The 15073-nt window shown below is 59.1% G+C and carries 16 protein-coding genes; 13 read left to right on the top strand and 3 right to left on the bottom strand.

What is annotated here, in order from left to right; translation table 11 throughout:
* Positions 1-11: 11 nt before the first annotated feature.
* Positions 12-2270 (bottom strand): heavy metal translocating P-type ATPase, encoded by a 2259-nt coding sequence (locus EOJ32_RS19365; protein ID WP_240542615.1) that lies wholly within the window; start codon positions 2268-2270, stop codon positions 12-14.
* Positions 2271-2357: 87 nt separating this feature from the next.
* On the opposite strand from EOJ32_RS19365, the gene EOJ32_RS19360 reads away from it, so the two are divergent.
* The 4 genes from EOJ32_RS19360 to EOJ32_RS19345 all read left to right on the top strand — a co-directional run bounded on the left by EOJ32_RS19360 (position 2358) and on the right by EOJ32_RS19345 (position 5500).
* A complete protein-coding gene (locus tag EOJ32_RS19360) occupies positions 2358-2795 on the top strand; it encodes a helix-turn-helix domain-containing protein (protein WP_127899949.1) in 438 nt (145 codons plus the stop codon).
* 443 nt (positions 2796-3238) lie between these two features.
* Positions 3239-4417, top strand: coding sequence for a M23 family metallopeptidase (locus EOJ32_RS19355; protein ID WP_127899948.1), 1179 nt, complete (start codon positions 3239-3241; stop codon positions 4415-4417).
* A gap of 42 nt (positions 4418-4459) precedes the next feature.
* Positions 4460-4927 carry a DUF411 domain-containing protein gene (locus EOJ32_RS19350; protein ID WP_127899947.1) on the top strand — a complete coding sequence of 156 codons (468 nt, stop codon included), beginning with the start codon at positions 4460-4462 and terminating at the stop codon, positions 4925-4927.
* Positions 4928-4954: 27 nt separating this feature from the next.
* Positions 4955-5500, top strand: a complete 546-nt coding sequence (locus EOJ32_RS19345) for a murein L,D-transpeptidase family protein (protein WP_127899946.1) — start codon at positions 4955-4957, stop codon at positions 5498-5500.
* Between the two features lie 111 nt (positions 5501-5611).
* Here the strand turns inward: EOJ32_RS19345 and EOJ32_RS19340 are convergent, their stop codons facing one another.
* The gene (locus EOJ32_RS19340; protein ID WP_231558948.1) at positions 5612-6277 is read right to left on the bottom strand and encodes a L,D-transpeptidase; all 666 of its coding nucleotides are present in this window, start codon (positions 6275-6277) and stop codon (positions 5612-5614) included.
* Positions 6278-6532: 255 nt separating this feature from the next.
* On the opposite strand from EOJ32_RS19340, the gene EOJ32_RS19335 reads away from it, so the two are divergent.
* From EOJ32_RS19335 to EOJ32_RS19290, 8 genes are all read left to right on the top strand, one after another.
* The gene (locus EOJ32_RS19335; protein WP_127899945.1) at positions 6533-7198 is read left to right on the top strand and encodes a L,D-transpeptidase; all 666 of its coding nucleotides are present in this window, start codon (positions 6533-6535) and stop codon (positions 7196-7198) included.
* A gap of 571 nt (positions 7199-7769) precedes the next feature.
* Positions 7770-8135: a helix-turn-helix transcriptional regulator gene (locus EOJ32_RS19325; protein ID WP_127899944.1), complete on the top strand. Its 366-nt coding sequence runs from the start codon at positions 7770-7772 to the stop codon at positions 8133-8135.
* Between the two features lies 1 nt (position 8136).
* A complete protein-coding gene (locus EOJ32_RS19320) occupies positions 8137-9078 on the top strand; it encodes a bile acid:sodium symporter family protein (protein WP_127899943.1) in 942 nt (313 codons plus the stop codon).
* Positions 9079-9478: 400 nt separating this feature from the next.
* Entirely contained in the window at positions 9479-9886 is a 408-nt protein-coding gene (locus EOJ32_RS19310) for a hypothetical protein (protein WP_127899942.1), read from the top strand.
* A gap of 237 nt (positions 9887-10123) precedes the next feature.
* A complete protein-coding gene (locus tag EOJ32_RS19305) occupies positions 10124-10213 on the top strand; it encodes a hypothetical protein (protein ID WP_127899941.1) in 90 nt (29 codons plus the stop codon).
* Positions 10210-10806, top strand: a complete 597-nt coding sequence (locus EOJ32_RS19300; RefSeq protein WP_240542614.1) for a DUF305 domain-containing protein — start codon at positions 10210-10212, stop codon at positions 10804-10806. The genes EOJ32_RS19305 and EOJ32_RS19300 overlap by 4 nt, the downstream gene beginning before the upstream one ends.
* 147 nt (positions 10807-10953) lie before the next feature.
* Complete coding sequence (cueR, locus tag EOJ32_RS19295) at positions 10954-11400, top strand: Cu(I)-responsive transcriptional regulator (RefSeq protein WP_127899940.1); 447 nt, start codon at positions 10954-10956, stop codon at positions 11398-11400.
* Between the two features lie 11 nt (positions 11401-11411).
* The gene (locus EOJ32_RS19290; RefSeq protein ID WP_240542613.1) at positions 11412-11867 is read left to right on the top strand and encodes a DUF411 domain-containing protein; all 456 of its coding nucleotides are present in this window, start codon (positions 11412-11414) and stop codon (positions 11865-11867) included.
* Between the two features lie 202 nt (positions 11868-12069).
* Here the strand turns inward: EOJ32_RS19290 and EOJ32_RS19285 are convergent, their stop codons facing one another.
* Positions 12070-12258, bottom strand: a complete 189-nt coding sequence (locus EOJ32_RS19285) for a heavy-metal-associated domain-containing protein (RefSeq protein ID WP_127899939.1) — start codon at positions 12256-12258, stop codon at positions 12070-12072.
* A gap of 167 nt (positions 12259-12425) precedes the next feature.
* Here EOJ32_RS19285 and EOJ32_RS19280 point away from each other — a divergent pair, with 167 nt between their 5' ends.
* On the top strand, positions 12426-14909 hold the full coding sequence (locus tag EOJ32_RS19280) for a heavy metal translocating P-type ATPase (protein WP_127899938.1): 2484 nt from the start codon (positions 12426-12428) through the stop codon (positions 14907-14909).
* Positions 14910-15073: the final 164 nt, after the last annotated feature.

Here is a 15073-nt window from a genome sequence, read left to right as displayed (position 1 = left end):
TCATCATCGCCTCAGCGCTTCTGTTCGGGATTGTAGCGCAAGAGGCGCAGGGCGTTCAGGGTCACCAGGACCGTCGCGCCCGTATCAGCCAGGATCGCGATCCAGAGACCGGTCATGCCAAGGACGGTGGTGACCAAGAAAATAGCCTTTAATCCTAGCGCGATACTGACGTTCTGCCGGATATTGGCCATCGTGGCCCGCGCCAGCCGGATCTGGGCCGGAATGTCGGTCACCCTGTCGCGCAGGATGGCCGCATCGGCCGTCTCCAGCGCGACGTCCGTGCCGGAGCCCATCGCGACACCGATGCTGGCCTGTTTCAGGGCCGGAGCGTCATTGATGCCATCCCCGATCATCATGACGCCACCTTGAGCGTTCATGTCGCGAATGGCGGCCAGCTTGTCTTCAGGCATCATCTCGGCCTCGAAGCGGATATTGAGCCCTTCGGCGATGGCGGCAGCTGTGCGGGGGTTGTCGCCGGTCAGCATGATCGAGGAGATGCCCATTTCGGCCAGCTGGCGCACAGCCTCCGCCGCATCGGGCCGCAGCTCGTCACGCATGGCGATGAGACCAAGCGGGACGCCTTTGCGATAGACGGCGACGGCGGTCTTGCCCTCATCCTCGAAGATGGTCGCCTGACGCAGGCCAAGACCGTCCAGGCCATCGTTCTCCGACGCATGCCGGGGTGAACTCACCCATGCCAGGGCATCTCCCACGGTCGCCTCGACCCCTCGTCCGGTCAGGGCGCGTGCATCGCGGGCGGGCAGGGGAGTGACGCCCGCCGTCTTGGCCCTGTCCAGGATCGCCACGGCGAGGGGATGGCTCGATCCGCTCTCGACGCCCGCGGCGACCTCCAGCAACTGCGCCTCAGTCGTGGTTCCGAACGTCACCAGGTCGGTGACCTGCGGACGTCCGTGGGTCAGCGTCCCGGTCTTGTCGAAGGCGACATGGGAAACCTTGGCCGCGGCCTCGATCACTGCGCCGCCCTTCATCAGCATTCCCCGGCGCGCGCCGGTGGACAGGCTCGATGCGATCGAGGCCGGAACCGAAATCACCAGCGCACAAGGGCAGCCGATCAGCAGGAGCGCCAGTCCACGATAGATCCAGGTATCCCATGACTGACCGAACATCAGCGGCGGGAGCACGATGACAAGGGCCGAAACCGCAACGATGGCAGGCATGTACCACCGGCTGAACCGGTCGATGAAGCGTTCCGTGGGGGCGCGGGCTTCTTCCGCTTCCTCGACCAGCCGGATGATCCGGGAAATGGTGTTGTCCTCGGCCGCTTTCGTCACGGTGACCCGCAAGACCGCTTCCGTGTTGATCGAACCGGCAAAAACATTCTCGCCCGGGCCGCGGGTCCGGGGAATGCTCTCTCCGGTCACCGGGCTTTCATCGATCCCGGACGTGCCGTCTGAAATCTCTCCGTCCGCGGGGATCCGGTCGCCGGGACGGACCAGCACCGTCTGACCGATCGTCAGGCTGGACGCAGCAACCTCGCGGGTCACGCCGTCCACCTCCAAGAGCGCTGTTTTCGGAACCAGGTTTGCCAAGGCGCGGATGCCGTCTCTTGCCTTTCCGGCCGCGACACCCTCCAGGACCTCGCCCACAGCGAAGAGAAAGACCACCAAGGCAGCCTCTTCGGCGGCATTGATGAACAACGCGCCGAGGGCTGCGATGGTCATCAATCCCTCGATCGTGAAGATCTGACCCAACCGCGCAGCGGCGAAAGCGCGACGCGCGACGGGGGCGACACCGATAAGGCAGGCCGCGACGAAGGCCCAGCTCCCGATCTGCGGGGCGATCAGCTCCATTGCCCAGGCTGCCGCCAACAAGAGCCCGGTCAGGATAACCAACCTGCCCTTGCCAGTCTGGTACCATGCCTTGCCGCGGTCGGCCGGGTCGTCATGGACGTGACCGGGGCTGCCATGGCCGGAGTGGTCGGCCTCGGCCACAGCGGGATGAGCGTCGTGGCTGTGGCCTTGATGACTCTCCGGCGCACTCCCCGGGATCACGAAATCCTTCTTTCCCGGCGCACGGGTCTGAATGCCGTATCCAAGCGCACGCACGGTTTTTTCGATCTTGTCCGTGTCGGTCAGGCGTTCATCAACAGTCAGGCGCAAGCGTTCGGACATGATACCGATCTCCACATCCCTGACGCCAGGCAAGCGGGACACTGCGCCGCGCACCTTGGTCGCGCAGGAGGCGCAGTCCATTCCGGACACCGTCCAGTCGCACATCGTCCTTCCAGGCTCATTCGTGATCGTCATCATTCTCTCCTCTGCAGAAAGCAGGGCCGTTGCCATCATCGATTCGGAGGTTTACTCCCTCTAGCAGCTATAGGTTCAAGGAGAATATTCATGCTGACGATCGGAAAGCTGGGAACGTCGACAGGGGTCAAGGTGCCGACGATCCGCTACTACGAGCAAATCGGCCTGCTGCCCGAAGCCGAGCGCAGCGCCGGTAATCAGCGCCTTTATACGCACAAGGCCCATGAACGACTGGCGTTCATCCGACACGCCCGCGAGCTAGGCTTTTCCCTTGAGGCGATCCGCGACCTTCTCAGCCTGTCCGACGATCCCGATCAGCCCTGTGCCGCAGCCGACGCCATCGCCAAAGCGCAGCTTGCCGAGGTCGAACGCCGTCTTGCCCGCCTGACGGCCCTGAAGACCGAACTTGAGCGCATGGTGGTCCAGTGCGCGGGTGACCGGATATCCGATTGTCGGGTCATCGAGGTTTTGGGTGATCATTCGCTGTGCGTTACGAACCACCCCACGATCGACGATGCCGGTCAGTGAATAGCTGGCGATGACGGATGCTGGGAAGTGGAAGGCCCGGATGCATTGGGGATTAGATCTAAACACCCGGTCCCCTGACAAAACCGTGATCGTGAGGCATTTTATCTTGAACCTCTAGCTGCTTTAGGTCGCAGAACGCGCGTGTCGATGACGAGAAGCGAGAGACGGCATGAACCAACAAACGCTGCGACAATTCCGATGCTGACGGTCATTGCGGCCCTGATCGGCGGAGTGCGAGGGGTTCAGCGTGCGCGCGCCCTCGGCGGCACCCGACTGGACAGGGTTCAATATGCGGGTGGATACGCGATTGCTTTCGGCTTGGCCGGAACAATTGTCGGAGTGTGCATCGCCCGCCTTTTCGAACTGTAGACAACCTATCGATACGGCGTGGGGAGCCTGCTCTCCAATGCCAGACCTTATTGCCTGACGGGAACCCAGACCTGATGATCTTGCAAGCATTGCTGACTGCCGGCGCGATTGCCGTCACGACATCATCGCACGCCGAAACCCCGGCCGAACTGTCTCACCTCACCGAGGCAGTTGCCCCTATGTCGCGACATGAGGTCGTTCCGGGAGACACGTTGGATTCGATATTGTCGCATGCTGGTATCGGCGCACCTCTCCGGGCCGAGGCGGCACTGGCGATTTCAGATGTCTTCGACCTGTCGACCCTCAGCCCGGGGCAAATCCTCAGATGGAGTGTGTTTTCCGATGATCCCTCCCAGCTTGCGCGTCTTTCGCTTCTGACCCAAGACGGAACGGACATCGTTCTGGATTTCACGCAACCTCTCGAAGCATCCTTGATCAAGACGGAGATCCTGCTTCGGGACCGCCAGGAAACTTTTATCCTGGACAGCTCTCTCTTTGAGGCGCTCGCCGCCCGCAATGCGCCCGAGAGTTTCGCAGTTGACCTGGCGGCGCTCCTGGCAGGCCAGATCGACTTTCGTGACCTTGAAGGAACCGAGCGCATCGCATTGATGTGGAGCGAAAGTATTCTGCCTGATGGAACAGTCGTGGGTGAACCGCAACTCGCCTATGCGCGGCTCGAAAAGAACACGGACATCTTCGAGCTCGTGACCGGCTCGGTCGAACAGCCCTTCATCCTGTTTCGGAATGGTGCGCAGGTCCAGCAGTCCGCGCGACCTGTCGCGGGGGCCCGGCTGTCCTCGGTCTTCGGAAAACGCCGGCACCCCGTGCTTGGCACGCAACGAATGCACACGGGGGTCGATTACGCCGCACGGACCGGAACGCCAGTCAGCGTCACCGGCTCAGGAACGGTCGTGTTTGCAGGAACCATGCGGGGATATGGTCGGACGATCGATGTCGATCATGGCGGGGGCGTCTTGACCCGCTATGCGCATCTTTCGCGTTTTGCCGCAGGGATCGCTCCAGGTGTCGAGCTGAATGCCGGGGCCAGGATCGGTGACGTGGGCGCAACCGGCCTCGTCAGTGGACCTAACCTTCATTACGAAGTTCGCATCGACGGCAAGCCAACGGATCCCATCAAGAAAACACCGGCGCCCCGAACAGCGATCGCCAGACCGACTGACCGCGTCATGCTGACAGTTGCGCGTCTCTCCACCGGGTACTTTCTTCGCGACGACATGGGAACGGAAAGCTGATGGCATTCAAACATCTTCATCGTACGGATCGAGGGGCATAAAATGATCAAACTGACACGACGTGCCGTGATGATGGCAGCCGCAGCCAGCGGTCTGCCATCTCTGTCCTGGGCTGAGAACCTTCCTGCCATCCATGTTGTGGAGGGCAGCGGCTGCGAATGCTGCAAACAGTGGACCAATTACCTGCGGGAAAACGGTTTTCAGGTCACGAGTGAAGAGCGGTTTGGCACCTTGCTGATGCAGCACAAGATCGATCTGGGCGTACCGATCGAACTGACCTCCTGTCATACCGGCAGCGTCGATGGCTACTTCCTGGAAGGACATGTCCCTGCTGACGATATCCGGCGCTTGCTCCAAGAGCGCCCTGAAGCTCTCGGCCTGACGGTTCCAGGAATGCCATACGGCAGTCCCGGCATGGGCCCGGAAACAAAGCGCGACGCATACGATGTCCTGCTTGTTCGCCGGGACGGTACCAGTGAAGTGTTTACCCGCTATCCTGAAGCATCATAAAAAAACATCCGAGCAGGAAATAGATCGATGCCAAACTTCTCCCGGCGCCATGCCTCGCTGGCTTTGCTTGCTCTTCTCGCTGCATGTGGAAAATCTGGGCCGTCGACCGCCCCGGCACGAGGAGCGATACCTCAATTCAAACGATACTCAGGCCCCCCGGTCACTCAGGTCGTGGTCAACAAGGCTGATCGACGGATGTTTCTGCTGAACGGGCAGACCGTTCTGAGATCATATAACTTTGGCCTCGGTAACCAGCCACTCGGACCAAAGCAATTCGAGGGCGATGGAAAAACGCCCGAGGGGCTATACTATATCGACCGTTTCAACCCACGGAGCCGATATCACCTATCGGTCGGCATATCTTATCCAAATGAACAGGATAAAGCTTATGCGGCGCAATTCGGCCGAAGTGCGGGCAGCGATATCATGTTCCATGGCCGCGGCCCCGAAGGCAATATCTTTGCACCGAAGAACCGGGACTGGACTGCGGGCTGTCTGGCATTGACTGACCAGGAAATAGAAGACGTCTATGCAATGTTGCAGCCCGGAATTCCAGTTATGATCTATCCCTAGCAGCCTGATCATTGGCTAAACAGAGAGTCACAAAGCTCGTAGCGGTACTCATCGAATATCAGCTAACGGTGCCCACCCTAAATACAGAGTGAGCACCTTAGTTTTCAGGATTTAGAACACCGTGACCTGTGTGCCAATTTCAGCAACCTCAAAAAGGCGGGCAACATGCTCGTTATAAAGGCCATAACATCCAGATGACGATTTTCTCCCGATCTTCCGCGTGTCGTGCGTGCCATGAACAAGATAGGCGGGCCATGACAAGTATAGCCCGTACGCACCGAGGGGATTTTCAGGCGCGCCGCCCTCAACCCGCTGCGGCAGATTTGGGTCCTTCTCACGCATGCTGGCCGTAGGTGTCCAAGGCGGATTTTTGACTTTCCTGACAATTTCGGCCTGGCCCCGTCGCGTCAGATCTTCTGTCATCGGGATCGAGCAAGGAAATACAAAATTAACATTCTCGTCAGCCGACCAATAATACACAGCACGCGACGTGACATCCGCAAGAATGACACCCTTGCCAAGGGTCGGATAGAACTCACGCCAATGGCGCGATCTGAAGGAAGACATGTTGCGCTCTGGCGCACTGCTCGAATTGGACAGAAACGGCGCTGGCGGGTTTCCGTCAATGGGTTGTCCAGTGTAGGTGTCGAAACTCTGACCCAAGGCCGTTCCGGCAGGAATAGCAATGCCGGCAGCTGTCAATCCTTGGAGAAAGGCTCGCCGAGTTCTGGAGGTGGGGTACATAAATGCTTCTGCCTCTATGATCAGGTTGCTCATCACGTTCAGTGTTATCCGAAAATCGTAGGGCGATATAGACGATCCATATGAAGATCTCTGTGGCGTGGGATCGTCGCCACACGCACAGCATTATGATCGCAACCAAAAGGCAAGAAGCTTGAATTAATGCTGTGGAACATATTAACTGATAAGAACGGTGATAATATACTAGAAGATTTAATTTGATGGGTTGTTTGCTCATCATATTAAATTTTATTAAGAATCAATATCGAGCGAAGCAAAGGAGCCTCATATATGTTGAGCAGACGACACTTCATACAAACGACCACAGCGCTTTTCTCGGCCTCAATTTCCAGCCCCCTGCTTGCGGCATCTTGGCCAACAGAGAGTCAAAAAGCTGCTTGGGATGCGCAGGTCACCCCTTCCGGATATGATGCCTTCACATCGAATCCTTGGGGATTGCACCCGCGCTTTCTCCCGCAAAGAGTGCAAGCCAATAGTGGCTTAGTGCCGGGCGACATTCACGTGGATGCTGTCGCGAAATACCTCTACCATATTGAAGCTGGTGGAACGGCAATGCGCTACGGCGTGGCTATCGGAAGGGGGGATCTATATGAACCTGGTGTCTATACGATAAAGCGAAAAGTCGAATGGCCGCACTGGACCCCGACGCAGAGTATGATTGCTCGGGAACCAGAAATCTATGGCCAGTTTGAAGGGGGCGTAGAGCCAGGCCCAAGGAATGCGCTCGGCTCTCGCGCTCTTTATCTCTATGTCGGCGAGAGAGATACGTATCTGCGCATTCATGGTACCCCGTTTCCGACAAGCATTGGGACGAGTGCAAGCTCTGGCTGTGTCCGGATGGTCATGGCACATATCAATGACCTATATCCAAATGTCGAAACCGGCTCTGCCGCGTTTCTCTATTCGACAGCAGAAAGCGTGACATCCCGCAGCTAAAAGAATATATTTTCTTTCGTGTCCTCTAATTAACTTGAAGGCTGTGATTTCTGACATATAGGACTGCCTGCAGCGGTGGTGAGCGGAAGCAAGGTCGTTTCCACTTGCCCACGATGTTCGTACCAGTAGCAATTATCACTTGGGAGAAGTCTCGCTGTAGACACATCTTGCCCCGGCGCAGCAAGAGAGATCAACTCTGGGGGAAGCTCCTGCGGATTGCTCCCAGCCACGGTATTTACCGCTGTAGTTCCGCAACCGGCAGTGACCAAGACGGCTGCAAGTACAGCGTAGGATCCAATTTTCATATCACGCTCCAACAACTGGCTCATATTCAATTATTAATCTTCCACTAAATTTCAATAGACTCAAGTCCTTCACGGAATTTTTTGTCAGAAGTCGTATTTCATTTAACGCTGTATCAAGTATCCATTCGATAATCGATGGATATATAAAATATTTTGGTCAGATTGGATATCTTGAAAAGAACTTCACTGCACGCATAAGCGCCTCTTGACGGTCTGTCTGGTTCAGCAGATCAACGCTAAAACGATTCTTGTAGCGTTGGATTGATATGGAAGAAAAAGCTGCTCTGGCTGGATTTGCTGCCCTGTCCCACGAAATCCGCCTGCGGATCATCCGGCTGCTGGTCTTTGCAGGTGCGAAAGGCATGGCGTCCGGGGCCATTGCCGCAGCCTTGGGCGATGCCCGCCCATCGCTCGTTTCCTTCCACCTCAAAGAGCTGGAAAGCGCAGGCTTGGTCGAAAACTGGCGTGATGGGAAATCCATCATCTACAGCGCCAAATTCCCTGCGCTTTCGGATCTGGTCGCTTTTCTGATGCACGATTGCTGCGAGGGCCATTGTGCATGGTGCGACCAGGCCATCGCTCTTTTCGCCAAATGCAGCGGACGTCGCACCAACCCAAATAGTGACACCTGACATGCGCAAGCTTCTTGGATTCGTCGAAAACAATCTGCTGTTCATGGCGGTTGCCACTACAGCTTTTGGACTTGCCGTGCCCTCTATCGGGATAGGGCTTGAGGCGGGGATCAGCCCTCTTCTGGCGCTCCTGATGTTGGTCATCAGCCTCACCTTCGACGCGGCGGCCGTTCGGATCGTTTTCCGCAAGCCGAGCCGTCAGATTTGGGCTCTGGGTTTGGTCTATGGGCCAATGTCGCTGGCAGGCTGGCTGACAGGGCGCATCTTCTTCGGCAGCGGGCACCTGGCGGCGGGACAGGCGTTGGTCGGCATGCTCCCGACTGACGTATCCGCACCCCTCCTGGTGCTACTGGCACGTGGCAATGTCGCCCTGGCTGCTGTCCTGAATGCCGTGAACACGGCCTTGTCCCCGTTCATCATCCCATTCCTGTTTCTGTGGCTGACAGGCATCGAGCTGACCGTTCCTGTCGGCGCTGTGGTTCTGGAGCTGGTGCTGATCGTCGTGGTGCCGACCGTCATCGGAGTCTGGCTGCGGACCAAGTTTCTGAAGCAGGTATTGCAGTTCGACTATGCGTGGCCTGGGCTGGGGTCCGTACTGTATCTGGTTCTGCTGCTGGCCGTGATCGGGCCGAATGCGGCGACGATCCTTGGCTACGGCTGGTACGCGCTGGTGATCGCTTTGGCAGCTTTGGCACTGAACCTGATCGGCTATGCTGTCGGCATGATTGCCAAGCTGTTCGCGGAGGATCGCGAGGAGCTGATCGCCTACTTGTTCACCACCAGCAAGAAGGAATTCAGCATCGCTGCCGCATTCGTTGCAGCATCGGGTCTTCCTTCTGAAATCGCGGTGCCTGCTGCTTTCTTTGCGGTAATCCAGATGATCACGTCACCGATTGCGGCAAAGATGTTGGCGTCAGAGCGTGAAAGCCTGTTGGGGGTCTGAGATAGACCAATGATCCACCGAAGGCGGCAGGGTAAACTTCGACCTCCATGCCCATAGTGGCGACGAGTCCATCGACTACGAGCGCGGCAGTGGCGCGACTAATGGCGAGGGCAACATAGAAGCGCCCTTTGATGGTGGTAGCGTCTGGTTCTGCGAAATCGCGATAGCACGTCGATCAACATGACCATCAACGTATGCAGCGATTAAAGCGCCATCGTCGAAACTTATTGAGCCTCGGGTCGTAGGCGAATGGCTACCTTTTCCCTTCTGCAGTCTCTGCTGCTCTGCACGTGAAGAAAGCCGAAATGCTGGTAGCAACATCTTACTGAGACGGTAACATTCATGCGCGAACCTCTGGAAATCCATTGATGTGGAACTTTGACCTCAATAGACATCACTCATGATCCGCGTGTTGCGCCAGCTTGCTATGATCTTCATCGTGACCTTGGTCTCGATGGGAGTTACTGCATCCGCTGGAAATGCTTCGATGGATCTGAAATGCGACATGATGCTGACAGCGGCCTCTGCCGATAGCTCGGAGGATCATTCGCAGCACCGTGCTGGTGACCCTTCAAACCATTCTCTTCAGAATATCGTCATTGTCGAAGATCATATCCATGACGAAGACACTTCCTCCGAAGAGCAAGGATCGCACTGCAAGGCCCATGCCTGCCCTATAACCGCGTTTTTGGCTTCCAGCGACGTTGCCCAGGCTTTTCTGTTCAGCCACGCCCTTTATGCCTTGCGCACGGCCCCACTGGTAGACCTGACCTTCTCAGAAAGACTGCGCCGCCCTCCGCGGGTCTGATCCGAACGCTGGCTGCCGTGGTCTGAGCGACTGCGGCCTTCATTATTCTGATCCATAAGCGGAAACGTTTCATGAAACTCGTGTTTGCAGTTGCGATGCCGCTGCTTGCGGTGGCCTGTGCGCCGTTGCCTCCTGTGGATACGTCCGCCGGGCTTGTGGGCGTCGACGATGCTACGTCGCCGGTCTCAACCCTGAAGGCTGGTCCTGCCGTCACCTATCGAAGTCGCAGAGCCGGAAATGCTCGATGACCTGAGCGAGGGGCAGAGCATTCGTTTTGCCGTCGATCGGGTCGCGGGGAAGCTGACCATCACTGAAATTCTGGAATGATCCGGAAAATCGAACATCGGAGAACGACAATGATCTCGTACAAAGCTCTTATCATTGCGGCTGTCGCTGCAAGCAGTCTCGCAACGCCGCTTTTTGCCCAGGATGCTGACTTCCAGATGCCTGAGCAATGCGCCATGGCAGCACCGGCCGGAGGCATGCCCGCTGCTGGCGAGATGCCTGCCGCAGACATGCCTGCAGGAGACGCCCCTGCCGCCGGAATGCCCGCTGGCGATATGCCGATGGGAGGAATGCCCCAGGGCTCTGCCCATCACGGCAACAATGCAGGCGGCATGGGCGCCATGATGGGTATGGGCGGCATGGATATGGAAACCATGCCCGAACATGTTCAGGAAAACATGCGCCGCATGATGGTCACCATGCCCGCCATGCACGACGGCATGATGAATGAAAATGCCGACGTGGCCTTCGCCTGCGGGATGATTGCCCACCATCAGGGCGCCATCGACATGGCGGAAGTGCTTCTCGAACATGGCGAGGACGAGCAGATGCGGACCCTGGCGCAAGAGATCATCGACGCCCAAGTCGGTGAGATCGAGCAGATGACCACCTGGTTGGCTGAAAACGCCAACTGAGCCCACTTTGAGCCGCGCGGCATCGCCCGCGCGGCTCTCTCTCGGACATTCATAGGATGACATCCTCAGAAGAGGACCGTGCAGCTCTTGACCTTCCCATGATAGGAAGCCCCATATATGTCTCATAGACATCACGGAGCTAAGCCCATGAACATCGGAGACGCGTCTTATCGTTCGGGCGTATCGGCCAAGATGATCCGCTACTACGAGCAGATCGGGCTGATCCCCGCAGCCGCGCGCACGGCTTCAGGGTATCGCGATTACGCCGATGCCGACGTCCACATGCTGCGGTTCATCGCGCGGGCGCGGGATCTTGGTTTTCCGATCAGTGAAATCTCCGAACTGCTGGATCTGTGGCGCAACACTGACCGACGCAGCGCTGACGTGAAGGCTCTGGCGCAAGCCAGGGTGCGCGACCTGCGCCAGAAGATCACGCACCTGCAGGACATGGCCGACACGCTCGAAGAGCTGGCGCGATGCTGTGCGGGGAACGAGCGCCCGGACTGCCCCATCCTACAAAGCCTTGAGAGGCAGACAGCCCCGGCACATGGCGTCCCCGCGCGTCAGACCGCAAAACAGATCAGTATAAAGTAAAGGATCAAATCGTGATCAACAGACGCCTCTTCATCGGAACGCTGGCAGCGGCTCTGGCACCGGCAAGCGCTGTCCTGAGCGCCTTACCCATGCCTGAAAGCACCCTGATTGCAGTGGTTCGATCGCCTGATTGCGGCTGCTGCGGCGCGTGGATCGATCATTTGCGCGACGCCGGATTCATGGTCGAGGAAACCCTCTCGGATGACGTCGACGCCTTTAAGGATCAGCATGCTGTGCCTCAGCCTCTCCGGTCCTGTCACACTGCCCTTGTCGAGGGCTATGTCCTTGAGGGCCACGTTCCAGCAGACGCGATCCGCACCCTTCTGGATCAGAAGCCTGATGCGTTTGGTTTGGCGGTTCCCGGAATGCCGATCGGGTCGCCCGGCATGGAGATGGGCGATCAGACCGAACCGTTCGATGTCATCCTCTGGAACGCATCGGGCACTGACGTCTTCGCGCGTTATTGAAGGTTGTCATGGCACAGCCTGCGTCGGGACAAGACCGATCTGGAGACGAAATCTGATCTCAAAACCGGATCGCCTGCCGGTCTGAGCGGGCAGGCCACTGCCCCCCGATCAGGTCGTTGATCAGATCAGTGTTCCATGCGCTTGCACAGCATCCCTCTGTGTCAGGCCCTTCCTTGCGGAAGGGCCTTTCGTCTGCCGTCCCTTATGCCGGTGCGAAACCAGCATCCGTCAGCACGGCGACCAACTGCTCACGCGACGCGGTCGAAGTGACATCGACCGTGTGCGTTGCGGGATCGGCTTTCACATCTGCTACCGGATCGACGGACTGGATGGCCTTGGTGACGCCGCGCGCACAACCGCCACAGGTCATGGTTTCAATGTGGAACTGCATGAGGACCTCCTTTGAACATTGATCTCATCAGGCTCGAGATAGGGTTTCCAATACTGGTAAGGTCAATGGCAGAGCGCGCGATTATTTATGTGGCTTTCACGCTTGACCTACCCATGATGGGAATGCCCATCTGTAAAAGCGGAACAAGCTTTAGAAGGTGATCCGTCATGAACATCAGCAGCAGCGACATGAAACCCGACCTGCATTCGACAGTCGTCTTGGACATAGAGGGCATGACCTGCGCGTCCTGTGTCGGACGAGTGGAGCGGGCGCTGAAGGCGGTACCGCGGGTCGAGACAGCATCCGTGAACCTCGCCACGGAACGGGCAGAGATCACTGGTCTAAATCTGGACCGGTCAGCGCTGGTCAGGGCGGTCGAGACCGTCGGCTATGATGTCCGCTCACCCGCAATCGATCTGGCTATCGAGGGGATGACCTGTGCGTCCTGCGTGTCCCGGGTGGAACGCGCGCTGAAATCCGTGCCGGGCGTGACCGAGGCCACGGTCAACCTGGCCACCGAACGGGCGCATGTCACCGGTCAGGCCGATGCCGCGGCCCTGATCCGCGCGATCGATAGCGCCGGCTATGACGCGCGGATCGCTGTCTCGGCCTCTGCGGCGTCGGATGAAGTCGCAGACCGGAAGGCAGCCGAGGAGGCAGCCTTGAAGCGCGACCTGTGGATCGCCGCGGCGCTGACGTTGCCCGTCTTCCTGCTTGAGATGGGCTCGCACCTGTTCACGTGGGTGCATATGGCGGTGATGAACACCATCGGCATGCAGAACAGCTGGTATCTGCAGTTCGCCCTGACCACGGCGGTGCTGCTCGGCCCCGGGCGACGGTTCTACACCAAGGGCTTTCCCGCATTGGCCCGGCTGGCTCCGGACATGAACAGCCTGGTCGCGGTTGGCACTTCGGCAGCCTATGGCTATTCTCTGGTTGCCACCTTTGTTCCTGCCCTGCTGCCCGCAGGCACGGTGAATGTCTATTACGAGGCGGCGGCGGTCATCGTCACCCTGATCCTGCTTGGCCGGTATCTGGAGGCCCGCGCCAAAGGCCGGACCTCCGAGGCGATCAAGCGGCTTGTCGGCCTGCAGGCCAAGACGGCCCGGGTGGTCCGCGCCGACATCGTAATTGAAGTGCCGATTGCCGAAGTGCGGCCGGGCGATATCGTTGAGGTCCGCCCGGGCGAGCGGGTGCCTGTCGACGGCGACGTGACGGACGGCGCCAGCTGGATCGACGAGAGCATGATCTCGGGTGAACCCCTCCCGGTCGAAAAGACCATCGGCAGCACCGTCACCGGCGGCACCATCAACCAGACCGGCGCCTTCACCTTTCGCGCCACTGCTGTCGGCGAGGCCACGATACTGGCGCAGATCATCCGCATGGTCGAGGCCGCTCAGGGCGGCAAGCTGCCGATCCAGGCGCTGGTGGACCGGGTGACGATGTGGTTCGTGCCGGCCGTGATGGCCTTGGCGACGCTGACCTTTGCCGTCTGGCTGATCTTTGGCCCCGACCCTGCACTGACCTTTGGCCTCGTGAATGCCGTGGCGGTGCTGATCATCGCCTGTCCCTGTGCGATGGGTCTTGCCACGCCGACCTCGATCATGGTCGGCACCGGGCGGGGGGCAGAGCTGGGGGTTCTGTTCCGCAAGGGGGAGGCGCTGCAGGCCCTCCAGGACGTTCGCGTCGTGGCCTTTGACAAGACCGGAACGCTGACCGAAGGTCGCCCCCAGCTGACCGACCTGAACCTCGCCCCCGGTTTCGATCGCGCCTCCGTGCTTGCGGCTGTTGCCGCCGTGGAGGCAAAGTCCGAACATCCGATCGCGCGCGCCATCGTTGCGGCAGCGGCCGAAGAGGGTCTGACATTGCCGCATGTGTCGGGGTTCACGTCGCAGACCGGCTATGGCGTCCAGGCACAGGCGGGAACCCAAACGGTCGACATCGGCGCTGACCGCTTCATGACGAGGCTGGGTCTAGATGTGGCACTTTTCGCCGACGTCGCTGCGCAGTTGGCCGACGAGGGCAAGTCCCCGCTCTATGCGGCCATCGGTGGCCGTCTGGCAGCGATCCTGGCCGTGGCTGACCCGATCAAGAAGACGACGCCGCAGTCCATCCGCGCCTTGCACGCGCTTGGTCTGAAGGTCGCGATGATTACCGGCGACAACGCCCGCACCGCGCAGGCCATCGCGCGCCAACTGGGCATCGATGAGGTCGTGGCCGAGGTGCTGCCCGACGGAAAGGTGGCCGCGGTCAAAAGGCTGCGCGCCCTGGGCCCGCTTGCCTATGTCGGCGATGGCATCAACGACGCCCCGGCCCTTGCCGAAGCAGACGTCGGTCTTGCCGTCGGCACGGGCACCGATATTGCCATTGAGGCGGCAGACGTGGTGCTGATGACGGGCCGGCTGACCGCCGTGTCGGACGCGATCGCGCTCTCCAAGGCCACGATGCGCAACATCCGGCAAAACCTGTTCTGGGCCTTTGCCTACAACGCCGCCCTGATCCCGGTGGCCGCGGGCATCCTGTGGCCGAGCTTTGGCATCCTCCTGTCACCGGTCTTCGCGGCCGGGGCCATGGCGCTGTCGTCGGTCTTTGTCCTTGGAAATGCCCTTCGGCTGAAGCGTTATTCACCTGGAGTGTTGCATGAAGTCTGAAAACCTCAAAAGAGCGGGGCCTTCCAGAGGCCCGGTTCTTTGCCAATATGATCCGCAGCTATGGGCGACCCCCCTGATCTTGCAGGGCGGTCGCCCCCGGCATGTGTTGGAAGGATGCCATGCCGGGATACTCGCTAAATTCATGACATCGGCTTGCAAAGATG

This window comes from Paracoccus sp. Arc7-R13 (assembly GCF_004010775.1).
GTDB classification, from domain to species: Bacteria; Pseudomonadota; Alphaproteobacteria; order Rhodobacterales; family Rhodobacteraceae; genus Paracoccus; species Paracoccus marcusii.
This window is presented reverse-complemented; position numbering and strand designations above follow the sequence as displayed.